This is a genomic window from Rhodococcus sp. WS1, assembly GCF_003797745.1.
Taxonomy (GTDB): Bacteria; Actinomycetota; Actinomycetes; order Mycobacteriales; family Mycobacteriaceae; genus Rhodococcus_F; species Rhodococcus_F erythropolis.
The window spans coordinates 1,824,924-1,839,628 of sequence record NZ_RKLZ01000002.1; the positions used below are offsets into that span (position 1 = coordinate 1,824,924).

Genomic DNA, 14,705 nt, shown 5'->3' on the forward strand with positions numbered 1-14,705 from the left:
AGCATGGGTATCGAAATTCACAATCCGGCAACTCTGCCCGCCAACGACAACGTCCCGGGCAACGACTACGCCTTCTGCGTCGAGATGGCCGGACAACCGTGGTTCACGTCCAAGGGCGCGATGATCGCGTACTACGGAAACATCAACTTCGAGCCGCTCGGGCGCACGAGTATGACGGCGATCGTCGCGGCCAGGTTCTCTTCGCCGCTCTACGCGGACGACTGGGTGCTCGCCCAGGGGCAGGGCAAGTTGATCCTCGGCGACCGCGGATTCAATATCAATTCCTACGACCTCGACGACGGCAACCTCACGATTCGCGCGGCCAATCTCCTCGCCTTCGAGACGAGCCTGGACCTCAAACAGTCCATCGTCCCAGGCTTTTTGACGCTGCTGGGAACAGGCAAGTTCCTGGCGTCGTCCAACGGCCCGGTCATGTTCGCGGAGCCGCCGCTGCGCATCGACCCGCAGGCGTTGGTGGGTTGGGCCGACTGCCCGTCGCCGTCCCATCACTTCGATGCGGACTGGATGCAGAGCTTCCTGGGCGCGGTTCGCGGAAGCATGTTCGGCGCGAATACCGGTGAAGAACGCCAGTTCGATTTCACCGGAGCCGGCACGGTGCTGATCCAGTCGAGCGAGAAGGTCGTCCACGACGGGCACCTCCTCAAACATATCGAATCCGAGACCGTTGCACTCGGGCAGAACAGTCTGCGAGCGCTGCACTCCTCGATCGGTGCGCGGCTGCAGAACTGACGTCTCGGGGTACGCGAGGTCTCACCGAGGGGGCCGGTCCGGTAGCGTATGGGCGTAATCGTCGGTATTTGTGTGCGCGCTCTGGGTCTCGAGTCGAACGATCCATCTCGCGTCACGAGGATTGCAAACACTTCACATTGCAAGACCACTTACCTGTGCACGAGCAATACGTGCTCGCGAGAAATACAAGGCTGGAGTAGTAACCCGATGACCGAGGACAGTCACCGCACCGCAGGCGCCTCCTACGCGGCAGCAGGAGTCGATATCGCCGCAGGCGACCGGGCGGTGGAACTCTTCGCCCCTCTGGCCAAGAAGGCCAGCCGCCCCGAGGTCATGGGTGGCCTCGGTGGTTTCGCCGGCTTGTTCTCCCTCAAGGGTGACTACAAGGAGCCGCTGCTCGCCGCATCGACCGACGGCGTCGGAACCAAGCTCGCTGTCGCGCAGGCGATGGACAAGCACGACACGGTCGGACTCGACCTCGTCGCCATGGTTGTCGACGACCTCGTCGTCTGTGGCGCCGAGCCGCTGTTCCTTCAGGACTACATCGCTGTCGGCCGGGTCATCCCCGAGCGCGTCGCGGAATTGGTCAGCGGCATCGCCGAGGGCTGCATCCAGGCCGGTTGCGCTCTCCTCGGTGGCGAGACCGCCGAGCACCCCGGCATCATGGCTGACGGTGACTACGACCTCTCCGCCACCGGCGTCGGTGTCGTGGAGGCCGAGAAGCTGCTCGGACCGGACCGCGTTCGCCCCGGCGACGTCGTCATCGCCATGGGCTCGTCGGGACTGCACTCCAACGGTTACTCGCTGGCCCGCAAGGTCCTGCTCGAGATCGACCGCATGAACCTGAGCGCACACGTCGACGAGTTCGGCCGCACGCTCGGTGAGGAACTGCTCGAGCCCACGAAGATCTACGCCAAGGACTGCCTGGCACTCGCTGCCGAGACCGACGTGCGCACCTTCTGCCACGTCACCGGTGGCGGCCTCGCCAACAACCTTGCACGCGTCATGCCCAAGGGCTTGGTCGCCGAACTCGATCGCGGAACCTGGAGCCCCGCTCCGGTGTTCGCGATGATCGCGCAGCGCGGACGCGTCGAGCGCGCCGAGATGGAGCAGACCTTCAACATGGGCGTCGGCATGGTTGCCGTCGTGGCGCCCGAGGACGTCGACCGCGCACTTGCCGTCCTGACTGCACGCCACATCGACTGCTGGACGCTCGGTAGCGTCAAGAAGGCGTCGGACGCCGCTGCAGAGCGTGCGTTCCTGGCCGGAGACCACCCGCGCTTCTAGGCCGCAACGTCAGCTGCCCCATCGGAGAGATCCGGTGGGGCAGTTTTGTGTGTCCGTACAAGCAGGCGCGGGGCAGAAAATGGAACGCAAAAATGAGGAAGAGCGATCAGCTCTTCCTCATTTCACAGTCTGCGCGGTGGCAGTGCGCGGTCAACGCCGCCAGTCGTCGTAGTCGTCCTCTCGCGCATGCCCTTCCCTATCGGAAGTCTGGTCCGATCGGACACTGCTCCGATGCGAGTTGGTCGATCCACCTGCGAGCTCTCTTTGCAGGCTGTCGAAATCCGTGGTCGGTACGCTGTACTTCAATTCGCGTGCAACCTTGGTCTGCTTTGCCTTAGCCCGGCCGCGGCCCATGGCTGACCCCCTCGCGCTTTCGCGGGGCGGCCTGGGGAATTTGGCGGCCCCGTTTGAGTGTGTAAGTTTCCTGACACACACTCTAGCGTGGAAAAGTCGCTTCCGCTTCCACGAACGCCTCACCGCCGTGTCTGATTGCTCTCACTATGGCCGCGAGCTGCCAGGATGCTGAAAGAACTCGTCAGAACTTTGTGAGAACTGCTCAGAAGTTTCCGGGAATTGCGCGAATCGTCCCCACTCGGGCGTCCCCGCCGAAGACCGGAGCGGATGCGAGAGCCGCCAATTCCTCGGTCCACTCGGTGTTCATTCGCTTGAGCAGAGCTGCCGCCAATGGCAGGAGCGCCCGCTCGTGGCCGTCGTCGATCTTGAGGGCGAAAGCGGAACCGTCGGGAAGCGCTCCGGCGTAGATGCCGTCGTATCCGGTCTTGGAGAACAGACCCGGCACGGCGGACATCAGGCGCTGATCGTTGCGGCCCGTGCCCGAGACGAGGAAGGGGTTTTCGCGGACCGCGTCGGCCACAGCCCGTTCAGGGGAGTCCGGCTCAGCCGAGGGCAGACGTCCGAATGCCCGAGCCAGGTTCGTGAGCGAAAGCGGGACGATCGGGAGACCACAACCGTCGATGCCGAGTTCCTGCTCTTCCTCGCCGCTGAGATCGAAGATCGTCTCCTGGATCGCGAGTTGGAGGGGATGGGTCGGCTCCATGTACGTCTCGAGCGGCCAGTCGTTCACGACGCACGTCGCGAGCATCGCGGAGTGCTTGCCCGAGCAGGTCATGTAGATCGGACTGGGAAGTTCGCCCGCTGCGATCAGTTCGGCTCGGGCCAGTTCGTTGCCCGGCAGATCGGAGGGGCACTGCAACTGGTCGACACCGAGTTGGTAGCGAGCGAGAAGCGCGGCGACCAATTCGATGTGATCGGCCTCGCCCGCATGTGAGGACGACGCGACGGCCAACTCTTCCGGACTGGTGGGTGCAAAGCCGTTACGAAGCGCAGCGACGGCTTGCAGCGGCTTGTTCGCCGAGCGCGGGTAGATGGGTGTGTGAATTTCCCCGAGTCCGACAACGACCTCGCCGTCGGCGCCGAGAATGACGGCCGATCCGCGATGCACGCATTCGCGGAATCCGGAGCGGACCACTTCCACCAATTCGATACTCACGAGTGCACCTGCGCTTCTGCTTGTTCGATGAACCTCTGGACGCGCGCGGCGACGTTCGGTGCAAGATCGGTGTGTTCTGCGAGGAGCCGTCGGAGTCTCTCGGGGTCGGTTCCGGCAAAGACTTCTCGAACAGTCACTCCGTGATCCGGTACGTGGACTCGGGTGACCGAGTCGCCCGCGGCGATCGTGCCGGTCCGGTTGACGCGAAGGTAGGCGCCGACGTCGGTCCGCTCGGTGAATCTTTTGACCCAGCCCTTTTCCGCGGCCCAGATGCCGAAGGTGCCGCACGGGACGCGGGGAGCGGTTACCTCGAGTTCGAGAACGTCCGACGCCTCGGCTCCGGTGATGTGCCAACGCTCGCCGATCACGGCGTCCGTGACGAGCATTCCGCTGATGTGGAGGTTCTCGCCGAACCACCCCGGGGCGAGCGGTCGGCCCAACTCGTCCGACCATCGCTGCGCTTCGTCGCGCTGATACGCGTAGACAGCTTGGAAGGCGCCGCCGTGGAATTCGGTGTCGCAGACGTAGTCGCCACCCAGACCGAGTCGTCCCACCGCGACGCGGCCGTCGACGGGACGCTTGTCGATCGCGGTCCGGGGGACTCGCCTGACGCCACTGTCACGTTCGGTGTGGACGACGCAGACCGCGTCGACCATGCCCGTCACTTTCCGCGCAATCGGTTGACAGCCTCACGTCCGGCCTGGGGTGCGTCGTCCGCGACGATCGAATCCGGATCGATGGACGCAGCGCTGGGGCCGGCCATCAGTTCGGTGTCGACCGGAATGTTGCGCTTGATCAGAGCGAGCGCGATGGGGCCGAGTTCGTGATGATTGACGACGGTCCCGACACGTCCGACTGCTCGTCCGCCCGCCGTGATCGGATCACCCGGTTCCGGGACCGCTTCGGCGCTGCCGTCGAGGTGCAACATGACGAGATGGCGCGGGGGCTTGCCGAGATTGTGAACCCGGGCGACGGTTTCCTGACCGCGGTAGCAGCCCTTGTCGAGGTGGACGGCGCCGTGTTCGGCCGGCCCGCCGATCCAGTGGACCTCGTGCGGGATCGTCCGCTCGTCGGTGTCCAGTCCGAGGCGGGGCCTCCTCGCTTCGACGCGGAGCGCCTCGAAGGCCCAACTTCCGGCGGGCTTGGCACCGGCATCGGTCAGCTTGGTCCACAACACCGCCAGTTGCTCCCGTGGGACGAGCAGATCGAAAGAGTCCTCGGTGGGCCACGGCATGCGGCGGACGAACCCGCCGTCGGCCAGCGCGAGAGCGTCGTAGGCATCGGTTGGTGTCTGCACGCCGATCGCGGAGAGGACAGCCGGGGATTCGGGACCGACCAGGCTCAGGACCGCGAGTTCGTTGCCGTCTCGAGGTTCGGCCTTGGACCAGAACACCATCTTCTTCAAGAAGGAGAGGAGGTCGGGTCCGCGGTCGGCTTCGGTGTCGATCCAGGTGACACCGGCCAGGTCCGTCTGCACGAAGTGGTGCTCGACGCGTCCGTTGACATCCAGGCTCAGGTTCTCGGCACTCTTGCCGTCGGGGAGCGCGGCGATGTGCTGGCTCGAAATCGTGTGCAGCCACGTGAGGCGTTCGTCGCCGGGAATGGCGATCACGAATCTGTGACTGCGGTCGACCACCACTGCTGCGCGCTGCGCGGTTCGCTGTTCACCGAGGGGATCGCCGTAGTGCCATGCGACACCGATGTCGGCCGAACCGTCCGGTGCGGTGACCGCGCCGGGGGAAGTCAGAAGTGGGCTGTTGGGCACAAGAGCGTTGTCGACCACAAGACCAGTCTAGGAGTGTGGGCGGGATCGCGGTTACAGGGCGGCCCCGGCGGCTTGGCGGATCGTTAGGGTTGATGGCATGCCTGATCGCGTATTGGTGACTCTCGACCATGAGGTGCTCGATGCTGACGCACCGTTTCTGCACGCCGACGACCTGGCGGTGGTGCGCGGCGACGGAGTCTTCGAGACGCTGTTGGTACGCGACGGTAGGGCGCGGGTGGTCGAGGGACATCTGAGTCGACTGGTTCTGAGCGCGCGGGCACTGGGTCTGCCCGCCCCCGTTCTCGATGACTGGCGTCTGGCGATCGAGATGGCAGCCGAGGAGTGGGGGACAGAGAAGGAAGGCGCTCTTCGTCTTGTTCTGACCCGCGGCCGTGAGAGCGGCGACAAGCCGACAGCCTTCGTGATGGTCGGTCCGGTGGCCGATCGGGTCAGACAGGTCCGCGAATCGGGGCTGTCGGTGATGACTCTCGAGCGAGGTTTCTCGGTCGATCTCTCTGCCCGGGCACCCTGGCAGCTACTGGGCGCGAAGACGTTGTCCTACGCAACCAACATGGCAGCGCTCCGATATGCGGCGAATTTGGGTGCCGACGATGTGATCTTCGTCAGTTCCGAGGGCAATGTGTTGGAGGGGCCACGCTCGACGGTGGTGATCGTTCGGGACAGGACTTTGATCACACCGCCTCCCGCACAGGGCATTTTGATGGGTACGACGCAGCGTGCTCTGTTCGACGTTGCCGGCAGTGCTCGCTTCGATTGCCGATATGAAACCCTCCGACCTGCGGATTTGATTGCGGCCGACGGAGTGTGGATGGTTTCGAGCGTCACGCTGGCCGCACGCGTCCATACACTCGACGGGCTCGCATTGCCAGAGCCGAAGGTCTCCGAGGAATTCGCGGAATTGGTTGAACGTGCAATTGATTCGGATTCAGCAGGGCGATAGGCGAATAGGAATCGCGACAGGTCTCTACTACATTTGGTAGTAGCAAAGTCCTGCGGTCCAAACCGGACAGCAGTACCGTGTCCGCAGGGGCCGAGCGACTGCCCGCGTCTCGAACCCCGAAGCCTGTCCCAGGGCCCTACTCTCGGAGTAGCCAATGGATACTTTGGACGTCTCCAGGTGGCAGTTCGGTATCACTACCGTCTACCACTTCATCCTTGTTCCGCTGACCATCGGACTTGCACCGATGATCGCGATCATGCAGACGATGTGGGTGGTCACCAAAAAGGACCACTGGTATCGGCTCACCAAGTTTTTCGGCAAGCTCTTTCTCATCAACTTCGCACTCGGTGTAGCCACCGGCATCGTGCAGGAGTTCCAGTTCGGAATGAACTGGAGCGAGTACTCGCGATTCGTCGGCGACGTCTTCGGAGCTCCACTCGCGTTGGAAGGCCTTGTCGCCTTCTTCATGGAGTCCGTCTTCATCGGACTCTGGATCTTCGGTTGGGGCAGGCTGCCCAAACTTGTACACCTGGCGTGCATTTGGCTCGTGGCGATCGGCGTCAACGCGTCGGCGTTCTTCATCATCGCGGCCAACTCGTTCATGCAGCATCCGGTCGGCGCGACGTACAACCCTGAAACGGGTCGTGCCGAACTCACCAGCATCTGGGAGTTGTTGACCAACAACACCGCTCTTGCTGCCTTCCCGCACGCGGTTGCCGGCGCCTTCCTGACGGCGGCGACGTTTGTTGCCGGCATCAGTGGTTGGTGGATGGTGCGGAACATGCGCCGCGCCAAGCAGGCTGAGGCCGCCGAAGCCGAGCGTCTCGAAACCGACGCACGAACGATGTACCGCCCGGCAACACGATTCGCCTTGCTCGTCATGATCGTGGCCGGAATCGGCATCATCTACACCGGTGACGTTCAAGGCAAGCTCATGTTCCAGCAGCAACCCATGAAGATGGCGTCGGCAGAGTCGCTGTGCGACACCGAGATGGATCCGGATTTCTCGATTCTCACCATCGGTACACACAACAACTGTGACAGCGTGACGCACGTTCTGAAGGTGCCGTTCGTTCTACCGTGGTTGGCCGAGGGCAAGTTCACCGGCGTCGAACTGCAAGGCGTGAACCAACTGCAGGAGCAGGCGGAGCAGGACTTCGGACCGGGCAACTACCGACCGAATCTCTTTGTCACGTACTGGTCTTTCCGCGCCATGATCGGTCTCGCCGCCGGTTCGGCAGCACTGGCTCTCGCGGGACTGTGGGTCACACGTAAGGGGCGGGTCCCGGACCAGAAGTGGTTCGGAATCCTCAGTCTCGTCGCGATTCCCACTCCGTTCATGGCGAACAGCGCGGGCTGGATCTTCACTGAGATGGGCCGTCAGCCGTGGGTGGTGCATCCCAATCCGACCGGCGTCGACATGATCAGACTGACTGTCGACCAAGGTGTTTCGGACCATGCGTCGGCTACCGTCTGGGCTTCGCTGATCACCTTCACCCTCCTTTACGGAGCGCTGGGTGTTGTCTGGTTCAAGCTGATCGTGCGGTACGCGAAGGAAGGTCCGTTGGAGCACGACATGCATCCGCCGGGCGATACGGATCATGACGAGCCGGAAGATCCGGACAAGCCCAAACAACTGTCGTTCGCGTACTAGGAGGCGATCATGGGACTTCAAGAAGTATGGTTCGTGCTCGTCGCAGTACTGTTCATCGGTTACTTCGTCCTCGAAGGATTCGACTTCGGTGTCGGAATGCTCATGCCGATCGTCGGCAGAGGCAGTGACCTCCCGGCCGATACGCGTCGACGGGTGGCGCTCAACACGATCGGCCCGGTGTGGGACGGCAACGAGGTGTGGCTGATCACCGCCGGTGGCGCGATGTTCGCGGCATTCCCGGAGTGGTACGCGACCTTGTTCTCCGGGTTCTATCTGCCGCTGCTGATCATCCTGGTGGCCTTGATCGTTCGAATCTGTGCCATCGAATGGCGAAGCAAGATCGACGACGACAAATGGCGTCAGCGCTGCGACTGGGGCATCATCTTCGGCTCCTGGGTCCCGGCAGTTCTCTGGGGCGTGGCTTTCGCGAACATCGTTCGGGGCGTGGCGATCAACGCGGACAAGCAGGTCGAGTCGGGATTCTTCGATCTGCTCAATCCGTACGCACTGCTCGGCGGTCTGACCACCGCACTGGTGTTCGCTCTCCACGGCGCTGTGTTCCTGGCGCTCAAGAGTGCAGACGAGGTTCGTGAAGACGCAGTGAAAATTGCTGCACGACTCGCAATTCCGGCTATTCCTGTCGCCGGCGGATTCGTCCTGTGGACGCAGCTCGCCTACGGCAAGGGATGGACGTGGATTCTGGTAGCCGTCGCTGCTGCTGCACTGATCGGCGTCGTCTTCCTGACGCGGGCCGAGCGCGAAGGCTGGGCCTTCGTTCTCACCTGTGTGGCCGTCATCGCCACCGTCGTGCTGCTGTTCGCCTCGCTGTTCCCGAACGTCATGCCGTCGACGCTCGATCCGGCGTACAGCCTGACCATCGAGAACGCGTCGTCGAGTCCGTACACGCTCAAGGTGATGACGTGGGCCGCGGCATTCATGACGCCGGTGGTGATCATCTACCAGGGTTGGACGTACTGGGTGTTCCGACAGCGCATCTCCTCCAAGCAGATTCCGGCGTCGATCGGTCTGCGATTCAAGGAGAAGACGTGGTAATGGCAAACCCGCAATCACAAAAGATTCGAAACACGAAAGAACTGACGGTCGAATTCACGTGACTATCGAAGTAGGCGACGCTCCCACCACTCGGGAGCGTCGCCGGGGGCCGATCGACCCGCGGCTGTGGCGACATTCCGCTTCTGCGCGCGGCTATCTGATCCTGACGGTCGCTCTGTCGATGGTGAACGTCGTGATGGTCATCGTCGCGGCGCTCATGATCGGCCGAGTCCTGGCCGGAGTGATCACCACTCGAACTGTGGATGTTTCTTCGTGGACAACCGAATTGGTTGTTCTGGCCGCAGCTGTGACGGTCAGGGTTCTGGGGACCTGGTTGCAGACCAGGTATGCGCACCGGGCGTCGACTCGCGTCGTTGCCGAGATCAAGAACGGCGTGCTGACGTCGGCGACGGCGATGAGTCCGCGCGATCTGGATCCTCGGCGTGACGAGATCGCGACCGTGGTCACCCGCGGTGTCGATGGCCTCGGTCCGTACCTGACGGGATACCTTCCGGCTCTGGTCCTGTCGGTGACACTGACGCCTATCACCCTGATAGTCATTGCGGTGCAGGACATGACGTCTGCGGTCATCATTTTCGTGACGCTGCCGCTGATCCCGATCTTCATGATTCTGATCGGCTTGCTGACGAAGGGTAAGTCGGAGAAGACGTTGGCAGCGATGACCACGCTGTCTTCGCAACTGCTCGATCTACTTGCCGGACTGCCGACGCTGCGAGCGCTCGGTCGTCAGCAAGGCCCTGCCGAGCGTGTCCGTGAACTCGGTGACGCCCATCGACGGACGACCATGTCTGCTCTGCGCGTAGCGTTCCTGTCCTCGATGGTGCTTGAACTGCTCGCAACACTCTGCGTCGCATTGGTGGCCGTGAGCATCGGCTTGCGACTCGTGTACGGGGACATGTCACTCGAGCCGGGGATAGTCGCGTTGATCCTCGCACCCGAGGTGTATCTGCCACTTCGGATGGTGGGAACCCAGTTCCACGCCGCCGAGGACGGAATGGCAGCAGCCGACAAGGCATTCGAGGTGAGCGAGGCGGATTCTGCGGCACCGGAGGGTGGTAGCACGACGGTGGTCGCTTGCGGCGCCGACATCGTCTTCGACGGACTCGGCGTGACCTCTCGTGGGGGAGTCGCACCGTCTCAACTTTCCGCCGTGGCGTCACCAGGGGCGATCACCGTGCTCACCGGTCCCAACGGCTGCGGCAAGTCGACGGCAGTGCACGCGCTGCTCGGACTGATCGAACCGAGCAGTGGCCGCGTGACGGTCGCCGGCGTCGATGTCCGAGACCTGGACGAGCACGCGTGGTGGAGTCAGTTGGCATGGCTTCCCCAACATCCGGTCCTCCTACCCGGCACCGTTCGTGAAAATCTCGATCTCACCGGGGTCGTCGATGCGCAAGCATTGGCTCGCGCCGCTGCTGCGACGGGATTCGACGCGGTATTGGCCGAGCTGCCTGCGGGTGTCGAGACCGTTATCGGCGTCGGCGGCACAGGTTTGTCGCTGGGGCAGCGACAACGACTGGCGCTGACACGCGTGCTCGCCTCCGACCGCGCAGTTCTTGTCCTGGACGAACCCACCGCTCACCTCGATTCCGATTCGGAAGGGACAGTGTTGGCTTCTCTGAGAGCACGGGCGGAGCGCGGCGACACTGTTGTCGTGATCGGCCACCGTCCGAGTGTGCTCGCCGCAGCTGACCGGATCGTCGAGGTGCGCGCTCATGAGAAGTGACGCTCACGATCCGCTTCTGCGTGCTCTTCGGCTACTGGAACTTCGACCACGACGCGTACTGACTGCGGTGGCCGCCGGTGTGGCAACACTCGGTAGCGCACTCGCCTTGGCCGCGCTGTCCGCATGGTTGATCACGCGCGCATGGGAGATGCCTCCCGTTCTCGATCTCAGCGTCGCTGTGGTTGCCGTGCGTGCACTGGGAATCTCGCGTGGCGTCTTCCGCTATCTCGAGCGATTGACGACGCACGACGTCGCATTGCGCGGCACCACCGCAGCGCGGTCGAGGATCTACCAGCAGTTGGCAGCGGGAGATCCCGCGGCCGCCGCCGGACTACGACGCGGTGACCTGCTCTCCCGTACGGGCTCCGACGTGGACGCGCTGGGCGACGTCGTCGTCAAAGCGCTGATCCCGATTGCTGTTTCGGTTGTCCTCGCCTTCGCCGCGGTGGGAATCCTGTTGTTCATCTCGGTTCCGGCCGCACTCATTCTGGCTGTTGCGCTAGCGGTGTCCGGGATTGCGGCGCCCTGGCTGTCGGCGCGAGCTGCTCGACTTGCGGAGGCCGACAGTTCAGCTGCCGCAGCGCGATTCAGTGAGTCGGCGGTTACCGCGCTCGACCATTCCGCTGAGCTTCGAGTATCAGGTCGCTTGGATCAGGCGGTGAGCGAGGCTGTGTCCGCCGAGAACGAGGTGGTCGACGCGACCGATCGCGCGGCGGTACCGAGTGCCTTTGCCGCCGCTGCGACGCCCCTGGCAATCGGCGTGAGCGTCCTCGGTGCCCTGCTGATCGGAATTGCGCTGTACGGAACCACCGACATGTCACCGATGTCCATGGGAATCCTTGTACTGCTTCCGCTGTCGGCTTTCGAGGGAACCGCGATACTGCCCAGCGCGGCAGTTGCATTGACCAAGGCGCGGCTGGCGTCGGCTCGCATCATGGCGGTACTCGATCGAGCCGACGCGGAACACGTCGAAGGAAATCGTGCGTGGCCGGAGAACGGGATTCTCAGCGTGCATGCATTGCAGGCGGGTTGGCCCGGGGGAAAAGTGACCGAACCGCTCTCCGTGGATCTTCCTCGCGGTGCCCGCGTTGCCGTCGTCGGGGAGAGTGGATCCGGAAAGACCACCGCGCTGATGACGACGGCGGGGTTGCTGCCGCCCGTCGCGGGAACAGTTCGCGTTGGCGCAGTGGATATTTCGGATATCGATCCGGCCGAACTGCGCAGGCACGTCGGGTACTTCGCCGAAGACGCACACCTCTTCGAGACGTCGGTACTCGAGAACCTGCGCGTTGCGCGGGGTGACCTCACAGCCGAGGACGCGGAGAAGGCACTTGCCGCAGTTGGTCTCGGCGACTGGTTGTCGGAACTGCCGGAAGGGCTCGACACCTACCTGGTCGGCGGTATGCGAGCGGTTTCGGGCGGTGAGCGTCGTCGGTTGCTGTTGGCACGCGCGATCGTCTCGCCTGCGGAGGTGCTGCTGCTCGACGAGCCGACCGAGCACATGGACGCGGAGGCCGGTGCTCAGTTGCTTCGCGAGTTGCTCAGTCGCGACGCAACGCTGGTCGATTCTTCGCGAACCGTTGTTGTCGTCACCCACCAACTTCCGGACGGCGCAGCAGCTGACCAGGTGATATGCGTCGGAAAAGTTTCTGTGGAAAATACGTTGCCGTCGTCGTGAAGTGGGCGTACTTTCTCCTTTACACAAGGAAGGAGGTGGTCTGAAATTGAAGTACAGACGGACGCGTGAGGTGGCTGCCAGCTAGCCGCAATCGCTGATGGAATTCACTTACCGCGTGAGCGGCCGGCGAATCCCAGGCAGCCACCCGACCCCCGAGCCCCCGATCAGTCCGACCGGGATCCGCGCGAAAGCGTGGGTGTGGCTCGGGGGTCGCTTCGTGCTGTGCGCCTTTATTAACCCCCGGCGGTTAATAAAGGCGCACAGCGTGGACAAGGATTAGGCCCCCACCATCCACCGCGCTCGAGGATCGCTCTGACCTCGGCTGCAGTTCGGCACGAGGCCCCCTCCACCTCCTCCCAACCGAAGACCAGTGTGGCGTTGCCTGACAGTTCGGATGCGTTACCTCGCCGCCGATCCCGCAGTGCAGTCGCCCGAGAAGAGTGGAAGGCGAATCCGTCGAGTCGAACGATCAGTGCGACTCCGCAATTGCGGTAGTCGACGTCCTCGTAGAGAGTTCTCCCGTCGACGATGACCGGCGATTGCCGTCGTGCTTCCGGCAAACCGTGTGCGCGCTCGACTTCGATTGCGTAGCGATGTTCGAGTACCGACTGGACGCCGCGATCCAAGAGGTCCAACGTCGAGGACAGCGCTTTGACATATCGCCTCGGCCGGCGGCATTCCATTCGGGTGCGTAGTTCCATCCGGGACACCTTGCACGCCGTGGCCGATCGGACCAGAGAACGAGCGGCGTCGCGAGCCGAGGGCTCTGCAACCGCCAGGTCAATTGCGGTGTCGGCCAGCGAAGTACGAGCAGGCTGAGTGGCAACGCCGATGTGGGCTTGAGCGCGTGAACGATGAACGATCACTCCGGGATGGGCAGTGGACCACCCCAACGGAACGGGGCGCGCCGGGGAGCGTTCGGGTCTGACCGTCGGACTCTGACAGCGTGAGGATCTGCCGTATCGGACCGTGATGTGGACCGGCAGTTCGGACTCGATGTGCGTGAGCCCCCACTCTTCAGCAGCAGTCCGGTGACTCAGGTAGGTCTCTCCACCGCCGAACAGAAGGGCGGCCTCGAGAATCATTGCTCGGTTGAGTGGGCCGTTGGTGCTGGATTGAACGCCGTGGAGGACGGAAGTCCATTGACCCGATTCGACCAGATGTTGGATGCGCCGCGGTGAATAGCCGAAAGGGCGCAGCTGTTTATTGGTCGCGAGCCCGTGCTGGAAGTCGAAGAGTCTTCGGAGATCAGGATCGATGTAGTCGCAGTTCATGCGAATACCGTGAGATCGCGGTCCGACAGGAATCGGTCGAAACTGCCGCTCCAGAGCCCGCCTGTGGAATTTGTCGGTGCCTGTGGATGGATCTGCTGTGCGCCTTTATTAACCGCCGGGGGTTAATAAAGGCGCACAGCAGAACTAGCCGATGTAGCGGGTCAGCCGCGCCGAGAGGCGCGGTTCCAGGCCACCGTCAGACATGATCCGCTCTTCGACGTACGCGAGGTCGCCGCCTTCGACGATGCCGTAGAGGCGCTTCGCGCCGCCGTACAGTGCACCGGACTGGCTGCGGATCACCACGTCGGTGGCAAGTTCCCACGACGCCTGGGTAAGCGCACGGCCGTAGTACATTTCGACGACGCCGGAGCTGTGGCTGAGCAGGAGTTCGACGACTTCCTGGTTGACGCTGCCCGGGATGCCGTCGCCGCCCATGCGCCAGTACCCGCTCTCGCGCAGATCAGGGCTCACGTACTTGCCCTCGGCGTCGAGACGCCAAGATCTGGACTCCCAATTGAGGTAGGGGCCGCCGTCGTGAGAGATGACGATCTGCTGACCGAAGGCGTAGTCACCGGTCTCGTCGTGCCCTTCACCTTCGCCGCGCCAGACACCGACGAGGGGGAGCAGTGCGAGGAGTTCGGGATTGATGTCCGGGCCGAGGCGCAGGTTTGCGGTGTCCTCGGGCAACGGAAGGTCCGGCAGGGTCGGAATGTTGAGCGACGCCGTCGACTTGGAGCGCTCGACGGCGATGGCGACAGCTTCGTCCCCGCTGCCGCGCCTTACGGCACCTGCAGCGGCGGAATCGTCAGCGGTCGCGTCGGACCCTGAATCCGGAGCCTGACTCACGACTCGTCGGTGACCAAGCGGTACACGACGTACACGGAGAACCAAGCGATCATGACGGATGCGAGTGCGAGGAGTACCTCGAAGAAAATGACCACGGGTACATCTTAGACCGCGGCGACCGACCGGAAAAATCGGGAGCCGGAATGCAGAAGGCCCCGCACCGAAGGGGTGCGGGGCCGC

13 protein-coding genes are annotated in these 14,705 nt (G+C 63.3%); 7 read left to right on the top strand and 6 right to left on the bottom strand.

Annotated elements, in window-relative coordinates; all coding sequences use genetic code 11:
• Nucleotides 1-3 precede the first annotated feature (3 nt).
• Together EEB12_RS21250 and purM are read left to right on the top strand one after the other, a co-directional pair.
• Nucleotides 4-750 (top strand): AIM24 family protein, encoded by a 747-nt coding sequence (locus EEB12_RS21250; RefSeq protein WP_019745100.1) that lies wholly within the window; start codon nucleotides 4-6, stop codon nucleotides 748-750.
• 207 nt (nucleotides 751-957) lie between these two features.
• A complete protein-coding gene (gene purM, locus EEB12_RS21255; RefSeq protein WP_003940225.1) occupies nucleotides 958-2,037 on the top strand; it encodes a phosphoribosylformylglycinamidine cyclo-ligase in 1,080 nt (359 codons plus the stop codon).
• Between the two features lie 150 nt (nucleotides 2,038-2,187).
• On the opposite strand, the gene EEB12_RS21260 is transcribed toward purM, so the two are convergent.
• The 4 genes from EEB12_RS21260 to EEB12_RS21275 all read right to left on the bottom strand — a co-directional run bounded on the left by EEB12_RS21260 (nucleotide 2,188) and on the right by EEB12_RS21275 (nucleotide 5,330).
• Complete coding sequence (locus EEB12_RS21260) at nucleotides 2,188-2,391, bottom strand: DUF3073 domain-containing protein (RefSeq protein WP_003940337.1); 204 nt, start codon at nucleotides 2,389-2,391, stop codon at nucleotides 2,188-2,190.
• 202 nt (nucleotides 2,392-2,593) lie between these two features.
• Nucleotides 2,594-3,547 carry an asparaginase gene (locus tag EEB12_RS21265; protein WP_003940365.1) on the bottom strand — a complete coding sequence of 318 codons (954 nt, stop codon included), beginning with the start codon at nucleotides 3,545-3,547 and terminating at the stop codon, nucleotides 2,594-2,596.
• Nucleotides 3,544-4,212 carry an MOSC domain-containing protein gene (locus tag EEB12_RS21270; RefSeq protein ID WP_019745099.1) on the bottom strand — a complete coding sequence of 223 codons (669 nt, stop codon included), beginning with the start codon at nucleotides 4,210-4,212 and terminating at the stop codon, nucleotides 3,544-3,546. Before EEB12_RS21270 ends, EEB12_RS21265 begins: the two co-directional genes overlap by 4 nt.
• Complete coding sequence (locus EEB12_RS21275; protein WP_069145675.1) at nucleotides 4,209-5,330, bottom strand: YgfZ/GcvT domain-containing protein; 1,122 nt, start codon at nucleotides 5,328-5,330, stop codon at nucleotides 4,209-4,211. The genes EEB12_RS21270 and EEB12_RS21275 overlap by 4 nt, the downstream gene beginning before the upstream one ends.
• Before the next feature lie 79 nt (nucleotides 5,331-5,409).
• Between EEB12_RS21275 and EEB12_RS21280 the strand changes: the two genes are divergently transcribed.
• From EEB12_RS21280 to cydC, 5 genes are all read left to right on the top strand, one after another.
• Nucleotides 5,410-6,273 (top strand): aminodeoxychorismate lyase, encoded by an 864-nt coding sequence (locus tag EEB12_RS21280; protein ID WP_019745097.1) that lies wholly within the window; start codon nucleotides 5,410-5,412, stop codon nucleotides 6,271-6,273.
• A gap of 154 nt (nucleotides 6,274-6,427) precedes the next feature.
• A complete protein-coding gene (locus EEB12_RS21285; protein WP_020970618.1) occupies nucleotides 6,428-7,927 on the top strand; it encodes a cytochrome ubiquinol oxidase subunit I in 1,500 nt (499 codons plus the stop codon).
• Nucleotides 7,928-7,936: 9 nt separating this feature from the next.
• Nucleotides 7,937-8,980 carry a cytochrome d ubiquinol oxidase subunit II gene (cydB, locus tag EEB12_RS21290; RefSeq protein WP_021332107.1) on the top strand — a complete coding sequence of 348 codons (1,044 nt, stop codon included), beginning with the start codon at nucleotides 7,937-7,939 and terminating at the stop codon, nucleotides 8,978-8,980.
• A 58-nt stretch (nucleotides 8,981-9,038) separates the two neighbouring features.
• A complete protein-coding gene (gene cydD, locus EEB12_RS21295) occupies nucleotides 9,039-10,727 on the top strand; it encodes a thiol reductant ABC exporter subunit CydD (protein WP_141488460.1) in 1,689 nt (562 codons plus the stop codon).
• The gene (cydC, locus tag EEB12_RS21300) at nucleotides 10,717-12,405 is read left to right on the top strand and encodes a thiol reductant ABC exporter subunit CydC (protein ID WP_141488461.1); all 1,689 of its coding nucleotides are present in this window, start codon (nucleotides 10,717-10,719) and stop codon (nucleotides 12,403-12,405) included. The genes cydD and cydC overlap by 11 nt, the downstream gene beginning before the upstream one ends.
• 233 nt (nucleotides 12,406-12,638) lie before the next feature.
• On the opposite strand, the gene EEB12_RS21305 is transcribed toward cydC, so the two are convergent.
• Both EEB12_RS21305 and EEB12_RS21310 read right to left on the bottom strand, forming a co-directional pair.
• The gene (locus EEB12_RS21305) at nucleotides 12,639-13,679 is read right to left on the bottom strand and encodes a type IV toxin-antitoxin system AbiEi family antitoxin domain-containing protein (RefSeq protein ID WP_141488462.1); all 1,041 of its coding nucleotides are present in this window, start codon (nucleotides 13,677-13,679) and stop codon (nucleotides 12,639-12,641) included.
• Between the two features lie 144 nt (nucleotides 13,680-13,823).
• Nucleotides 13,824-14,429: an FABP family protein gene (locus EEB12_RS21310; protein ID WP_170320401.1), complete on the bottom strand. Its 606-nt coding sequence runs from the start codon at nucleotides 14,427-14,429 to the stop codon at nucleotides 13,824-13,826.
• Between the last annotated feature and the right edge of the window lie 276 nt (nucleotides 14,430-14,705).